This window comes from Rubrivirga sp. SAORIC476, assembly GCF_002283555.1.
In the GTDB taxonomy this organism is placed as follows: domain Bacteria; phylum Bacteroidota; class Rhodothermia; order Rhodothermales; family Rubricoccaceae; genus Rubrivirga.
On the sequence record NZ_MVOI01000006.1, the window covers coordinates 736662 to 751817 of the forward strand.

The window sequence follows — 15156 nt, forward strand, 5'->3', positions numbered from 1 at the left end:
GACTCATGTCGACTGACGCCGCCAACACCTTGAAGAAGTGGGGGCAGGCCCTCGAACGCCTGCTCCGCGGCCTCCTCGGCAAGGACGACGAGCCGCAGCCCGTGCCGGTGCGCGTCCGCCGGTTCACCCTGCCCGGGATGGACTCATGAAGCGTGCCCTCTGGATCCTGCTCGCGGTGCTGTCCATTCCCTTCGTGGGCAACGCCCTCGTGGACCGGGTGAAGCGAGCCCTCGTGGTCGCGCTGGCGGTGCTCGCCTCGGCGTCCGCGTGGGCGCAGCCCCGCATCGCACAGCGACCCGCCCCGCGAAACGTGGTCGTCATCCTGACCGACGACCACCGCTACGACTTCATGGGCTTCCACCCGGACGCGCCCGTCTTCCTGCGGACGCCCAACCTGGACCGCATGGCGGTCGGGGGCGCCCACCTCGCCAACGCGTTCGTCACCACGAGCCTCTGCTCGCCGAGCCGCGCGAGCATCCTGACCGGCCAGTACGCCCACACGCACGGCGTCGTGGACAACACGAGCCCGATCCCGGAGGGGACGCGCTTCTTCCCCGAGGACCTCCAGGAAGCGGGCTACCAGACGGCGTTCATCGGCAAGTGGCACATGGGCGAGGACGACGACCGCCCGCGCGACGGCTTCGACCGCTGGGTCAGCTTCCGCGGGCAGGGCGCCTACACGAACCCGCTCCTCAACGTCGACGGCACCCAGATCCCGCACGACGGCTACACGACCGACATCCTGACCGACTACGCGGTCGACTGGCTCCGCGAGGGCCGCGACGGCGACCAGCCGTTCTTCCTGGAGCTGTCCCACAAGGCCGTCCACGCCGAGTTCGAGCCCGCGCCGCGCCACACCGGCGCTTACGACGACGTCACCATCCCGTACCCGCCGACGATGTGGCTCACCGAGCGCAACTACCTCGGCAAGCCCCACTGGGTCCGCCAGCAGCGCGGCTCCTGGCACGGCGTCGACTTCATGTTCCACGGCGACCTCGGACCGGGCATGGACGGGTTCGACAACTTCTACCGCCGCTACGCCTCCACGCTGCTCGCCGCCGACGAGTCGGTCGGCCGCGTGCTCGACACGCTCGAAGAGCTGGGGCTGGACGAGACCACACTCGTCCTCTACCTCGGCGACAACGGCTTCCTGCTCGGCGAGCACGGCCTGATCGACAAGCGGAACGCCTACGAGGAGTCGATCCGGATCCCGATGCTCGCCTGGGCGCCCGGCTGGATCGAGCCCGGCACGACCGTCGACGGCCTCGTCCGCAACCTCGACATCGCGCCGACGATCCTGGAACTGACCGGCACGCGGTCGGCCATCGACATGGACGGCACCTCGTTCCTCGACCTGCTCCGTGGCGGCGACGGCGGCGCGGGCGACCGCGAGTTCCTCTACGAGTACTACTGGGAATACGCCTTCCCCCACACGCCGACGACCTTCGCGCTGCGCGGCGACCAGTACAAGTTCATCACCTACCACGGCGTCTGGGACACCGAGGAGCTGTACGACATCGTCGCCGACCCGGAGGAGCGGACCAACCTCGTGGAGGCGCTGCCGCAGGTAGCCGCCCAGATGCGCAGCCGCCTCTACGACCGCCTCGCGGCCGACGACGCCATGCGGGTCCCGATGCGCCGCGGCTCCTGGAAGGCAGGCGAGCGGCTGGTGTACGACTGATGCGAACCGGGACGCCCGCACCGACGATGAGGTCTCCCGCGAGGGGGTACCGCAGTCCGGCTCTGCTCGGCCTGCGAGCGGTGGCGCTTCTCCTCTGCTCGGGTCTCGTCCTGCCCGCGCTCGCCCAGCGGACGCAGGTCTCGGTCAACGACGGCTGGCGCTTCTGGAACGACGACTCCCCCGGCGCCGACGCCCCGGCCTTCGACGACGCGAACTGGGAGCAGGTCGACCTCCCGCACACCTGGAACGCCGAGGACGCCTTCGACGACGTGCCCGGCTACCGACGCGGCATCGGCTGGTACCGGCGTACCCTCCACCTCGGTGCCGAGACGGGCAGCCCCGGCCGTCGCCGGTTCCTGCACGTCGAGGGCGCCAATCAGGTCGCCGAGGTGTGGGTGAACGGGCAGCCCGTCGGCGGCCACGTGGGTGGCTACACCGCGTTCACGCTCGACGTGACCGACGCTGTACGGCCCGGCGACAACACCGTCGCCGTGCGCGTGGACAACCGCCACGACGCCGACATCCCGCCGCTCGATGCCGACTTTACGTTCTACGGGGGGCTCTACCGCGACGTGTGGCTGGTCGAGACCGACGCGGTCCACCTGAGCACCGCGTGGGGCGCCTCGGGCGTCCGGCTGGACACGCCGGCGCTGGCCGACGGCGACACGCGGGTCCGCGCCCGCGCCGGGGTGGTCAACGACGGCCTCGAGGCGGTCCAGGCGATGGTGACGCACACGCTCCGCGACCCGGCCGGTGGCGTCGTAGCGGTGTGGCAGCAGACCGCGGCAGTCGGGGCGGGGGAGACGGTCGAGGTCGAGGCGTGGAGCGAGGCGATCTCCGACCCGGCGCTCTACACGCCCGAGACACCCGCCGTCTACCGCGTCGAGACGCGGGTCACGGCCGGGCGGCACCAGGACGCGGTCACGAGTCCGCTTGGCTTCCGCTGGGTCGCCGCCGACGGCGACGGGTTCATGCTCAACGGCGTCCGTCGCCAGCTCCACGGCACGAACCGCCACCAGGACTGGGCGGGCCTCGGCAACGCGCTCTCCGACGACCAGCACCGGCGCGACGTGCAGATCGTGGAGGAGACCGGCTTCGACTTCCTCCGCCTGGCCCACTACCCGCAGGACGAGGCCGTGCTCGCCGAGGCCGACCGGCTGGGGCTGCTCGTCTGGGAGGAGATCCCGGTCGTCAACACGATCACGCAATCGGAGGCCTTCGCCGCGAACGCCGAGCGGCGACTGCGTGAGATGGTCCGCCAGCATTACAACCACCCGTCCGTCGTGATGTGGGGGTACATGAACGAGATCCTGCTGCGAATCCCCGAGGACGCGCCGCCGGATTACGTCGACGACGTGCGCACCCTCGCCGAGCGGCTGGACGCGGTCGCCCAGGCCGAGGACGCCACGCGCCTCACCGCGATGGCGGTTTCGTTCAACGAGGCCGCGTACCGCATCGCCGACGCCGCCGACGTGTTCGCCTTCAACCTCTACTTCGGCTGGTACCACGACACGTTCGCCGACCTCGGCGTCTTCCTCGACAGCCTCCACACGGCGCACCCGGACGTGCCGCTGATGCTGAGCGAGTACGGCGCAGGCTCCGACGAGCGGATCCACAGCGACCGGCCGGTCCGCTTCGACTTCTCGACCGAGCACGCCGAGGACTTCCACCGGGCGTCCCTGCGGACCGTCCTCGACCGCCCGTGGATGGTCGGCAGTGCGGTCTGGAACCAGTTCGACTTCGGCTCGGCCGGGCGCCAGGACACGAAGGACGGCATCAACCAGAAAGGGCTCTTCTTCTTCGACCGGACGCCGAAGGACGTGGCGCACCTGTACCGGGCGATGCTCCGCGACGATCTCGTGATCCATGTCGAGCACGACCACCCGCACCGGTCCGGGCCGCACCGCCAGCGCGTGCGGGTGTTTTCGAACGCCGACGAGGTGGGGCTGACAGTCGGCACGAAGATCATGGGACCCGCCGTGCCGGAGGATGGGCTCGTGGTGTTCGAGGTCGACCTCGTGCCAGGGGAGAACCCGCTCCAGGCAGTCGGCCTGTCGGGGGATCAGGCCGTGTTCCACGCCACCACGCTCCACTACGCCGACCTCGGCGCGTTCTTCGAGGGGACCGCCGACGCCCCGCCCGCCGTCGCCCTCAACGTCGGCGCCGACCACTCGTTCGCCGACCCGGCGGGCCTCGTCTACGTCGCCGAGGCGGACTGGCCCGGCCCGATGCCGGTGGGGGAGGCCCGCCGCACGCACCACCGCATCGACGGGACCGAGGAGGACGCCCGCTTCCAGTCCTTCCGCGAGATGCCTGCGGTCTGGTCGCTGCCGATGCTGCCCGCCGGGACCTACGACCTCACGCTCGGTGCCGCCCGCGCGGGGGGCGAGCCGGGGACCGTTACGGTACGGCTCGGGGATGCCGCGTGGGGCCTCCAGGCCGAGCACGCCGCGATGGCGCGGAACCACGTCCCGCTCGGCCCCGCCCTCGGGATGCTCCGCCTCGACCTCGCCGATCCCTGGTGGGCCGTCGAGAGCCGCGTCCGGTTCACCCTCGCCCAGCCGACCGCGCCCGTCCTCGCCGTCACCGGAGACGGTGGGCGTCCGGTCCTGTCCACCCTCGTCCTCCGCCGCCTCTAGTCATGGCCCGACTCCCTCTGCTCCTCGCCCTGCTGGCCGTCGCCGCGTGCGCGCCGTCCGCCCCGTTGGCTCCGCCCCCCTCGGTCGCCGAGGTGGAGGGCGTCGCCTACACGATGTCGGCCGAGGAGGAGGCCTTCCTCGACACGCTCCAAGCGCGCACCTTCCGCTGGTTCTGGGAGACGACCCCGGAGAACGGCCTCACGCACGACCGCTACCCGAGCCGCGACTTCTCCTCGGTCGCTGCCATCGGCTTCGCGCTCCCGGCCTACGGCATCGGCGCCGAGCGCGGCTTCGTGACGCGCGCCGCCGCCGCCGAGCGGACGCTGACGACGCTCCGCACCCTCTACACCGCGCCCCAGGGACCCGAGCAGGTCGGCACGGCCGGCCACCGCGGCTACTTCTACCACTTCCTGGAGTACGACGACGCGACGCGCTTCCGCAACGTCGAGTTGTCTACCATCGACACGGCGCTGCTCATGGCGGGCGTCCTGTTCTCGCGCGAGTACTTCGACGGGACCGCCGAGGCGGAGCAGGACATCCGGGCCTATGCCGACTCGCTCTACCAGCGCGTCGAGTGGCCGTGGTTCCGCAAGCCCGGCGACACGCGCCTCACGATGGGCTGGCACCCGGAAACCGACTTCCTGCGCGCCGACTGGCGGGGCTACAACGAGGCGATGATCCTCTACCTCCTCGGCCTCGGTTCCCCGACGCACCCCCTCGACGCGTCCGTCTGGCCGACCTGGACGAGCACCTACGAGTGGGAAGACTTCTACGGCTACGAGCACGTCAACTTCACGCCGCTCTTCGGCCACCAGTACAGCCACATGTTCGTCGACTTCCGCGGCATCCAGGACCAGTGGATGCGCGACCGATCGGCCGAGGAGGGCGAGCCCATCGACTACTTCGAGAACAGCCGCCGGGCGACGCTCAGCCAGCAGGCCTATGCCATCGACAACCCGGGCGGCTGGGCCGACTACTCGGCCGAGATTTGGGGCCTCACGGCCAGCGACGGTCCCTCTGACGCCGCCGTCGAGGTGAACGGCGAGGAGCGCCAGTTCCACACGTACTGGGCGCGCGGCGCCAGCACGGACCACGTCAACGACGACGGCACGCTCACGCCGACGGCCGCGGGCGGCTCGATCCCGTTCGCGCCCGAGATCACGATCCCGACGCTGATGGCGATGGCCGAGCGCTACCCCGCGCTCTGGACCGACGACTACGGCTTCCGCGACGCCGTCAACCCGACGTTCACCTTCGAGGACGTCCAGATCAAGCGCAACTCGGAGGTCACGCCGTACGGCTGGGTGGACCACGACTACCTCGGCATCGACCAGGGCCCGATCCTGATCATGGCCGAGAACTACCGGACGGGGCTCGTCTGGGAGACGCTCAAGCGCAGCCCCTACCTCGTTCGCGGCCTGCAGCGCGCCGGCTTCGAGGGTGGCTGGCTCGACGGCGCCCGCGCCGAAGCCGTCGAGGCCCTCGACCTGCCCCCCGCCCGGGTGGCCGAGGGCCCTGGCGCCGACCGCCTGCTGGTGGTGGTCCTGGGCTCCTCGACGGCCGAGGGCACTGGCCCGACGCACCGCGACAGCACCTGGGTGAATCGCTTCCGCACCCACCTGGAGGGCGTCGACGCGCGGTTCGACGTGCTCAACCTCGCCCGCGGCGGGTATGCGACGTTCCACCTGATGCCCGGCGGGACCGTCGCTCCTGACCACATCCGGAACGCGCCCGACCCGGCGCGCAACATCGACGCGGCGCTCGCCCGCAATCCGGACGCCATCGTCATCAACCTGCCGTCCAACGACGCCGCCTACGGGGTCGATGCGGCGACGCAGATGTCCAACTTCGACGCCATGATCGCGAAGGCCGACGCCGCCGGGGTCCCGGTCTGGATCACCACGACGCAGCCGCGCGATTTTTCTGACCCCGAGCAGGTCGCGGTCCAGCGCGCCGTCCGCGACCAGATCCGGGCCCGCTACGGCGACCGCGCCATCGACTTCTGGACCGGCTTCGAGGACACCGACGGCGGCCAGGACGCCGATTGGGGGTCGGGCGACAACGTCCACTACAACGACGCCGCCCACCGCGTCTTCTTCGAGCGCGTCCGCGACGCCGGCGTCGCCGCCACCGTCCTCGCCGGCAACTAGACGAAGGGGGGCTGGGCGACTCCGCCCAGGCCACGCCCACACGCCACCATGACCGTCCGCCTCCTCCTGCTCCTCGGCCTCGGCGTCGCGCTCGGCCCCCTCGCGGGCTGCGCCGAGGCGGACGCGGACGAGGTGGTGCTGGAGTTCTGGGCGATGGGCGCCGAGGGAGAGAAGGTGCAGCCGCTCATCGAGCGGTTCGAGGCCGAGCACCCCGGTATCCGCGTCGAGGTCCAGCAGCAGCCCTGGACCTCCGTCCACGAGAAGCTGCTGACGGCGTTCGCGGGCCGCTCCACGCCCGACGTGTCGCAGTTCGGCAACACGTGGGTCGCCGAGATGGAGGCGCTCGGCGCGCTGGAGGACCTCACGCCCTACGTTCGCCGGTCGGCCGTGGTGGACGAGGCGGACTACTTCTCCGGCGTATGGGACACCAACGTGATCGACGGCCGGCTGTGGGGCGTCCCGTGGTACGTCGACACGCGGCTGCTCTTCTACCGGACCGACCTGTTCGCCCAGGCGGGCTACGACGCGATGCCGGACACCTGGGACGGGTGGGTCGAGGCCATGCACGCCGTGAAGGCGGTCCAGCCGGAGGGCGGCTACCCGATCCTGCTCCCCGTCAACGAGTTCGAGCCGCCGCTCATCCTCGGCCTCAACACCGCCGACGTGCTCCGCGACGGCGACCGCTACGGCAACTTCCGCAGCGACGGCTTCCGGCGCGCGTTCACGTTCTACGTCGACCTCTTCCGCGAGGGGCTGGCGCCGGCGACCTCGGGGACCGAGATCTCGAACCTGTACCAGGAGATCGACCGCGGGCGCTTCGCGAGCACCATCACTGGCCCCTGGAACATCGGCGAGTTCCAGCGCCGCCTGACCGAGCACCCGGACGACTGGGGGACGGCGCCCATTCCCGGCCCGGACCCGGGCACGCCGGGCGTCTCGGTCGCGGGCGGGGCCAGCCTGGTCATCTTCGAGCGGTCGCCCCACAAGGCCGAGGCGTGGCTGCTGGTCGAGTTCCTCTCGCGGCCCGACATCCAGGCCGAGTTCAACGCGCTCACGGGCGACCTCCCGCCGCGGGCGTCGGTCTGGGAGACGACCGGCCTCGCCTCCGATCCCTACGCGCGGGCCTTCTTCGAGCAACTGGCGCACGTCCGCCCGACCCCCAAGATCCCGGAGCAGGAGCGCATCGCGCAGACCATCCGCCAGTACGCCGAGGCGGCGGCGCGCGGCCAGCGCACCATCGACGAAGCGCTCGCCGCGCTGGACGCGGACGTGGACCGGGCCCTCGAAAAGCGGCGCTGGCTGCTGGACCGCGAGGTGGGGCGATGAGCACCGTCACCCATACCGACGCCGACCTCGCGGCGACCGTCGGCCCGCCCGCTGTGCCCACCTCGGCACCGAGGCGGGTCCGGTGGCGTCCGCGGATGCCGCAGACGGCCGCCAGCCGGGCGGCGGCGCTGTTCATCGCGCCGTCGCTGCTGGTGATCGGGCTGTTCTTCTTCCTGCCGGTCGCCGCCGCGCTCGCGCTGAGCCTGACCGACTTCGACCTCTACGCCCTCGCCGACCCCAGCACGGCGCGGTTCGTGGGGCTGAAGAACTACGCGGAACTGGCGCAGTCGGCTGAGTTCTGGCAGGCGCTCCGGAATACGCTCTACTTCGTCGTCGTCGGCGGCCCGTTGTCGGTGGCCGTGTCGCTGGGCACCGCGCTGCTGGTTAGCTCGAAGCTGACGCGCTGGAAGGGGCTCTGGCGGACGGTCTTCTTCGCGCCCGTCGTGACCACGCTCGTCGCCGTCGCGGTCGTCTGGCGGTACCTCTACAACGGCCAGTACGGGCTGCTCAACGCGGCGCTGGGCGCGGTCGGCATTGAGGGCGTCGACTGGCTGGGCGACCCGGCCTGGGCGATGCCGGCCATCATCGGGCTGGCCGTGTGGAAGAACTTCGGGTACAACATGATCATCTTCGTGGCCGGGCTCGCGGGCGTCCCCGAGGAACTCTACGAGGCCGCGCGGATCGACGGGGCCGGGTGGTGGGCGCAGTTCCGCCACGTAACGCTCCCAGAGCTCGCGCCGACGTTCCTGTTCGTCGGCGTGATCACCATGATCGGCTACTTCCAGCTCTTCGCCGAGCCCTACGTGATGACCGAGGGCGGCCCGCTCAGGAGCACCGTCAGCGTGGTCTACCTGATGTACGAGGAGGGCTTCAAGTGGTGGAATCTGGGCTACGCCTCCGCCGTCGCCTTCGTCCTGTTCGCGATGATGCTGGTCGGGACGCTCGTGCAGCTTCGCCTGCAGCGAGGGGACCCATGAGCGCCACCGACATCGCCCGCCTCGGCACCGAGGTGGAGGCACCCGCCACCCGATGAACCGACGCCTCACCACGACGCTCCTCCACGTCGCGCTCCTCGGGGTCGCGGCCGTGACGGCGTTCCCGCTGCTGTGGATGCTGTCGGCGTCGTTCATGCCGAGCGGCGAGGCCAGCACGTTTCCGCCGCCGCTGCTGCCGTCGACGCCGACGTTGGAGCACTACCAGGCCCTGTTCGCGCGCGCCGACATGGGCCGCTACCTCCTCAACAGCGCGCTGGTGGCGACGGCCGTCACCGTCGTCTCGCTGTTCATCAACTCGCTGGCCGGGTACGCCTTCGCCAAGCTCCGCTTCCGGGGGCGGGAGAAGCTGTTCCGCTCGCTGCTGGCCGCGCTCGTGATCCCGGCGCAGGTGGCGATGCTGCCGCTGTTTCTGGAGATGCGCGCGCTCGGGCTGGTCAACTCGTACGCGGGCGTCATCGTCCCGGCGGCGGCGAGCATCTTCGGCATCTTTCTCATTCGCCAGTTCGCGCTCTCGATCCCGGAGAGCCTGCTGGAGGCGGCGCGCATCGACGGGGCGACCGAGTTCGAGATCTACTGGCGCATCGCGATGCCTCTCATGCGCCCCGTCCTCGTGACGCTGGCCCTGTTCACCTTCATGGGGTCGTGGAACGACTTCATGTGGCCTCTGATCGTCCTCACCGACGACGACCTGTACACCCTGCCCGTCGCGCTGGCGACGCTCACGCGCGAGCGGGTGCAGGACAACGAGTTCATGATGGCGGGCGCCGTCGTGACCACGCTGCCGGTGCTCGTCGTCTTCCTCGCCCTCCAGCGCCACTACGTCCGCGGCATCATGCTCGGCGGCGTGAAGGGGTAGGGGCGTGAGGGAGGGGCCCCGTCGACGCAGCTCCTCCCTCACCCCGCCCTCCCACACACCCAGCCTCCTCTCCCTGTGGAACTCGCAGTCTCCACCCGCTTCACCACCGCGGACCTCGCGCGGCCCGTCAGTCCGATGCTCCTCCTCGGCGGAGGCGGGCTGACGGCGGCCCTGTCGGCCGCGGGCACGGGCGTCGTCACCTCCGGCGGCTCCGACCTGACCCGCTGGCGAGCCGACCGGGTCGAGGACGCCGACGGACTGGCCCTCTTCCTCCGCGACCTCGACACGGGCCACGTCTGGACCGCCGGGTGGCGGCCGGGCGACGAGGCCTACGAGGCGCGCTTCGGCGTGGGGACGGTCGAGATCGTCCGCCAGGATGCGGGCGTCGAGACGCGGCTGTGCCTCGCCGTGGCGCCTGAGGGCGCGCTCGTGGGGCGCCTCCAGCTTCGCTCGCTGGACGGCCGGGCGCGGCGGATCGAGGTGACGACGCTGGCAGAGGTCGTTCTCCACGACCGCTCGGCAGATGCCTCGCACCCGGCGTTCTCGAAGCTGTTCGTGCAGACGGAGCGCCTCGACGATCGGCCGGTGCTCCTCGCCAAGCGTCGCCCGCGGACGCCCGAGGACCCCTCGGTGTGGCTCGGCCACTGGCTCGACGACGCGGCCGCGGCGGTGTCGTGGGAGACCGACCGGCTCCGGTGTGTCGGCCGCGGGCGGCGGCGGACCGACCCGGCGATGATGGACGCCTCCGGCGACCTCGGGGGCACGGTGGGGGCGGTGCTCGACCCCGTCGTCGCGCTGCGGACGGTGGTCGCGGTCTCCGCCGAGGGCGTCGCGACGCGCGCGTTCGGGCTGGCTGGTGGTGCGTCCCGCGAGGCCGTCTCCGCCCACGCCGGCGCGCTGGGCGACCTCGGGGCCGTCGACCTGGCCCTCCGGGCGGCCTCGGACGCCGAGCAGGCCCGCCGCGACTGCCTCGGCCTGGACGATGCCGCGGCCGACGCCGCCCAGTCGCTCATCGGGCCGTTGCTGATGGGCGACCCCAGCCTCTGGGCGCCCGCCGCGCTCCGCGCGGCTGCGACCGACGGCGACGCGCTCCCCATCGACGGTGCCGGGCCGCTGGTGGTCGTCCGCGTGCGGACCGAGGCGGGCGTGGGGGCGGTCCGCCACCTCGCCGCGTGGCAACGCTACTGGGCCGACCTCGGGCTGCCCGTCCGCCTCCTCGCCGTCGCCGACGACCCCGACGCGCTCGCCGAGGAAGGCGGCCCGGTCGTCGGCGCGGACCGGGAGGCGCAGGCGGCCCGGCTCGCCGACGTGTGGGCGGACGACGCGCTGCCGGTTGCGTCCGCCAAGCCGGCCATGCTGGCCGAGGGCACCCGCCCCGCTGTCCCCACGGGCGACCTCGCCCTGGACGACGCCGACCTCCGCGAGTTCAACGGCACCGGGGGCTTCTCGGCCGACGGCACCGAGTACGTGATGCACCTCCGGCCGGGGACCGACGGGCGGCTGTCGCTCCCGCCGCTGCCGTGGGCCAACGTGATCGCCAACGAGCACGGCGGCTTCCTCGTCACCGAGCGCGGCGCGGCGTCGACGTGGAGCGCCAACAGCCGCGAGAACCGCGTCACGCCGTGGGGCAACGACCCCGTCGAAGACCCCGGCGAGGCGCTCCACCTGCAGGACCTCGACGCCGGAACGCTGTGGTCGCCCACGGGCGGGCCGACCCCCGCCGCCGCGCCGGTCGAGGTGCGCCACGGCTTCGGCTACTCGACCTGGCGAACGGTGGTCGAGGGCATCGCGCAGCATACGACGATGTCGATCGCGCCCGACGCGAGCGCGAAGCTGACCGTCCTCCGCCTCACCAACGTCGGAGACACGCCGCGCCGACTCGCCGTGACGGCGAGCGCGCAGCTGACGCTCGGTCCGCGCGAGACGCCGCGGGACGTCGTGACCGCCCGCGTCGGGGAGGTCCTGACGGCCCGTAACACAGCCCGGGGCGAGTTCTCGGACCGCGTTGCCGTCGCCCGCGCCGTGGCGCCGGAGGGCGCCGAGGTCTCGCTCACCGCCGACCGGGCCGCCTTCCTCGGCCGGTTCGGGACGCCCGAGGCGCCTCGCGCACTGGTGGCAGGCGGGGCGTTGGACGGGGCCGTCGGCCCCGGCCTCGACGCGGCCGTGCACCGGGTCGCGCTGACGCTCGCCCCTGGCGAAACCCAGGAGGTCGCGTTCGTGCTCGGCGAGGCCGCCGACCCGACCGAGGCGGATGCGCTGGCCGCCCGGTTCGCCCATCTCGGTGCCGTCGCCGACGCCATCGCCGAGACGCGCGCCTTCTGGACGGAGACGACGGGCGCGCTCCAGATCCAGACGCCCGACCCGGCGCTCGACCTGATGGTCAACGGCTGGCTGCTCTACCAGAACCTCTCCTGCCGCCTCTGGGGGCGGACGGCGTTCTACCAGAGCGGCGGCGCGTACGGCTACCGCGACCAACTCCAGGACACGTCGGCGCTCGTCTACGCGCGGCCGGACCTCACGCGCGCCCAGATCCTCCGCAACGCCGCCCACCAGTTCGAGGAGGGCGACGTGCTCCACTGGTGGCACCCGCCGCTGTCGAAGGGCATCCGCACGCGCTTCGCCGACGACCTGCTCTGGCTCCCGCTCCTCGCCTCGGCCTACGCCGAGACGACCGGCGACGACGGCGTGTTCGACGAGGAGGTCCGCTTCCTCACCGCCCCGCTGCTCGAAGAGGGCCAGGACGAGGTCTTCCTCCAGCCCACCGAGGCGGGCACCTCGGCGAGCGTCTACGAGCACGCCGCGCGCACCATCGACCGGTCGCTGGCGGTCGGCGTCCACGGCCTGCCGCTGATGGGGACCGGCGACTGGAACGACGGCATGAACCGGGTCGGCCGCGAGGGACGGGGAGAGAGCGTCTGGATGGGCTTCTTCCTGGCCTCCGCGCTCGACGCCTTCCTGCCGCACGTCGAGGCCCGCGGCGACGCCGACCGCGCCGCGCGCTACCGCCAGCACCGCGCCCACCTCCAGTCTGCGCTCAACGCCGACGGCTGGGACGGCGACTGGTACCGCCGCGCGTTCTACGACAACGGCGCCGTGATGGGCTCGGCCGAGAGCGACGAGTGCCAGATCGACGCGCTCGCGCAGGCCTGGGCCGTCCTCTCGGGTGTCGCGCCCGCCGACCGGGCCGCCCAGGCGCTCGACGCGATGGAGGCGCGGCTCGTGGACGAGGACGCGGGCATCCTGCGCCTGCTCGCGCCCGCCTTCGACGTGACGCCCAACGACCCGGGGTACATCAAGGGCTACGTGCCGGGCGTCCGCGAGAACGGCGGCCAGTACACGCACGCGGCGCTGTGGGCCGTCCGTGCGCTCGCCGAGGCGGGGCGCTGCGAGCGCGCGGCGCCGTTGCTGGGGATGCTCTCGCCCGTGCGCCACGGCGACTCGCCCGAGGCCGTCGCCGTCTACAAGACCGAGCCCTACGTGATCGCGGCCGACGTGTACGGCGTCGCCCCCCACGTCGGCCGCGGGGGGTGGACGTGGTACACCGGCTCGGCCGGGTGGATGCTACGTGTGGCTGTCGAGTCGGTGCTCGGCTTCGGCCTCGACCGCGGCGAGGCGATCACCCTCGCCCCCTGCATCCCGGCCGACTGGCCCGGCTTCGCGATCCGCTACCGCCTGCCCGACGGATCGGGGACGGTCTACACGATCACCGTCCAGCGCGGCGAGACGCCCGGCCTCACCCTCGACGGCGCGACCCTGCCCGTCCCGCACACGGGATGGCGGGTGCCGCTGGTCCGCGACGGCGCCGTGCACGAGGTCCAGTTGACGATCTGAGTTCGGTAGGGGCACACCGCCGGTGCGCTCCTACGCCTCTCCTCACGCATGCGGCTTCTCGTCCTCCTGCTCTTCCTCGTGGGCTGCACTGCCGCGCCGCCCGCCCCGGCGCCGACGGTCGACGTCGTCACGCTCAACCTCTGGAACGACCAGGCCGACTGGCCCGCGCGCCTCGGCGTCATCGCGGACACGCTCGGCGCGCTCCGCCCAGACGTGATCGTGCTCCAGGAGGTGCTGCAGGACTCGGCGAAGGGGCTCGCGAACCAGGCCGAGACGCTGGGCGACCGCCTCGGCTATGCGGTCGTGTTCGCTTCCGTCGACGGCCCCGATCGGGCGAAGCGCTACGGCAACGCGATCCTGAGCCGTCACCCGGTCCTCGACACCAACTGGGTCCGCCTTCGCCCGCTGACCGACTACCGCGTCGCCGCCCACGCCCGGCTCGACATCGGGGGCCGACCGCTCGATGTGGTCGCGACCCACCTTCACCACACGATGGAGGGCGGTGCGATCCGCGCGGAGCAGGTCGCCGACCTCCTCGCGCTCCTCGACCAGACCGCCGGCGCGCGCTGGGTCGTCGCGGGCGACTTCAACGCGCCCGCCCACGCGCCCGAGCTGTCGCCGCTGGCCGACCGCGCCGCCGACGCCTTCGGCACCCTCCACCCCGGCGCCGCGGTGTCGACGCTGGTGGAAGCGCTCGGCCACACGCCGCGGCGCATCGACCACGTGCTCGCGGGCCCCGGCCTCACGCCCGAGGCCGCCCGTCTCGTGCTGGCGGAGCCCGTCGGGGGCGTGCAGCCGTCCGACCACCGGGGCGTCTCGGTGCGGCTGCGGTGGCCGTAGGCCCGCCTCGGCGCGAAGGCGAGGAGGCAGGCCGGGGGCACGCACCGCCCGGCTACGGGCTCGGGCGGTCGTGCATCGCCTCCCACGCGAACTGCTCCTCGACGTCTGTGAAGAGCGAATCCCACAGCGCATACGATCCCGTGTCGGAGGGGTCCTCTTCTCTGAGTGCCGTGCTCCCGACGACCTGGAGGGACTCCGCGTAGAGGCCGTGATCATGCGCGGCGATCCAGTAGAGCGACGCGTTTCCCTTCCAGAGGTGGTGGGTCAGGTGGAGCCAGTCGCGCCGCTCGAACACGCCGGGCTCGGGCGCGGATGGCGCGTGGTAGCGGAGGACGCCGATGAGGTTGTCGCCCTCCTTGGAGCGTCGCGCCGCCAGCACGACGGCGGCTCCGAACGCCCCGTCGTCGAGCCGGAGGGACAGGCAGTCTCCGGCCGCATAGACCGCATCGCGGAGACGGCGCCCCTGGCGGGAGCGCGGCGCCTCGGCTGGAATGCGGATCCGGGCCAGAAACGCCTCCAGCGCCCGTTCGCGCGGTCGCAGGTGCGCCGGTCCCGCCTCGTGCCACCGGTCGAGACCGCGCCCGCTGGCGACGATGTCCTCGACCTCGGCGAGGACGGCCGGGTCGAGCGCGCCGCATTCCCACTGGGCCTGGGCCAACGCGAGCCAGAAGACGGGGCCCTCGTCCAGGTCGCTCCGCGGCTCAGCGTAGGTTCGGTGCAACGCGCGGGTGATGGCGGCGACCGTCTCGCCCGCGTCGTAGCGGGCGAGGAAGTCGCTGTGAACGTCCGCCGCCAAGTCGTCGGAGAGGATCTCGGGTCCCCAGGTGCCCATTCGTCT

Annotated in this window: 10 protein-coding genes; 9 read left to right on the forward strand and 1 reads right to left on the reverse strand. The window is 72.3% G+C overall.

Annotation, left to right across the window (positions count from 1 at the left end):
- Window positions 1-5 precede the first annotated feature (5 nt).
- The 9 genes from B1759_RS19795 (at window position 6) to B1759_RS14700 (ending at window position 14318) form a co-directional block, all read left to right on the forward strand.
- Window positions 6-149 carry a hypothetical protein gene (locus B1759_RS19795; RefSeq protein ID WP_158225283.1) on the forward strand — a complete coding sequence of 48 codons (144 nt, stop codon included), beginning with the start codon at window positions 6-8 and terminating at the stop codon, window positions 147-149.
- Window positions 146-1681: a sulfatase gene (locus tag B1759_RS14665; RefSeq protein WP_095515800.1), complete on the forward strand. Its 1536-nt coding sequence runs from the start codon at window positions 146-148 to the stop codon at window positions 1679-1681. The genes B1759_RS19795 and B1759_RS14665 overlap by 4 nt, the downstream gene beginning before the upstream one ends.
- A gap of 80 nt (window positions 1682-1761) precedes the next feature.
- A complete protein-coding gene (locus tag B1759_RS14670) occupies window positions 1762-4320 on the forward strand; it encodes a glycoside hydrolase family 2 TIM barrel-domain containing protein (RefSeq protein ID WP_158225284.1) in 2559 nt (852 codons plus the stop codon).
- 2 nt (window positions 4321-4322) lie between these two features.
- A complete protein-coding gene (locus B1759_RS14675; RefSeq protein ID WP_158225285.1) occupies window positions 4323-6470 on the forward strand; it encodes a glucoamylase family protein in 2148 nt (715 codons plus the stop codon).
- A gap of 48 nt (window positions 6471-6518) precedes the next feature.
- A complete protein-coding gene (locus tag B1759_RS14680) occupies window positions 6519-7796 on the forward strand; it encodes a sugar ABC transporter substrate-binding protein (protein WP_095515802.1) in 1278 nt (425 codons plus the stop codon).
- Window positions 7797-7891: 95 nt separating this feature from the next.
- Complete coding sequence (locus tag B1759_RS14685; protein ID WP_095515803.1) at window positions 7892-8773, forward strand: carbohydrate ABC transporter permease; 882 nt, start codon at window positions 7892-7894, stop codon at window positions 8771-8773.
- Window positions 8774-8825: 52 nt separating this feature from the next.
- On the forward strand, window positions 8826-9647 hold the full coding sequence (locus B1759_RS14690; protein WP_095515804.1) for a carbohydrate ABC transporter permease: 822 nt from the start codon (window positions 8826-8828) through the stop codon (window positions 9645-9647).
- A gap of 75 nt (window positions 9648-9722) precedes the next feature.
- The gene (locus B1759_RS14695) at window positions 9723-13478 is read left to right on the forward strand and encodes a GH36-type glycosyl hydrolase domain-containing protein (protein ID WP_095515805.1); all 3756 of its coding nucleotides are present in this window, start codon (window positions 9723-9725) and stop codon (window positions 13476-13478) included.
- A 48-nt stretch (window positions 13479-13526) separates the two neighbouring features.
- Window positions 13527-14318, forward strand: a complete 792-nt coding sequence (locus B1759_RS14700) for an endonuclease/exonuclease/phosphatase family protein (RefSeq protein WP_095515806.1) — start codon at window positions 13527-13529, stop codon at window positions 14316-14318.
- 52 nt (window positions 14319-14370) lie between these two features.
- On the opposite strand, the gene B1759_RS14705 is transcribed toward B1759_RS14700, so the two are convergent.
- Entirely contained in the window at window positions 14371-15150 is a 780-nt protein-coding gene (locus B1759_RS14705) for a hypothetical protein (protein WP_095515807.1), read from the reverse strand.
- Between the last annotated feature and the right edge of the window lie 6 nt (window positions 15151-15156).

What these genes read in the sequence shown, in the direction of transcription:
- B1759_RS19795 (WP_158225283.1), top strand. Translation starts at nt 6, where the DNA reads ATGTCGACTGACGCCGCCAACACCTTGAAGAAGTGGGGGCAGGCCCTC.
- B1759_RS14665 (WP_095515800.1), top strand. Translation starts at nt 146, where the DNA reads ATGAAGCGTGCCCTCTGGATCCTGCTCGCGGTGCTGTCCATTCCCTTC.
- B1759_RS14675 (WP_158225285.1), top strand. Translation starts at nt 4,323, where the DNA reads ATGGCCCGACTCCCTCTGCTCCTCGCCCTGCTGGCCGTCGCCGCGTGC.
- B1759_RS14680 (WP_095515802.1), top strand. Translation starts at nt 6,519, where the DNA reads ATGACCGTCCGCCTCCTCCTGCTCCTCGGCCTCGGCGTCGCGCTCGGC.
- B1759_RS14685 (WP_095515803.1), top strand. Translation starts at nt 7,892, where the DNA reads ATGCCGCAGACGGCCGCCAGCCGGGCGGCGGCGCTGTTCATCGCGCCG.
- B1759_RS14690 (WP_095515804.1), top strand. Translation starts at nt 8,826, where the DNA reads ATGAACCGACGCCTCACCACGACGCTCCTCCACGTCGCGCTCCTCGGG.
- B1759_RS14700 (WP_095515806.1), top strand. Translation starts at nt 13,527, where the DNA reads ATGCGGCTTCTCGTCCTCCTGCTCTTCCTCGTGGGCTGCACTGCCGCG.
- B1759_RS14705 (WP_095515807.1), bottom strand. Translation starts at nt 15,150, where the DNA reads ATGGGCACCTGGGGACCCGAGATCCTCTCCGACGACTTGGCGGCGGAC.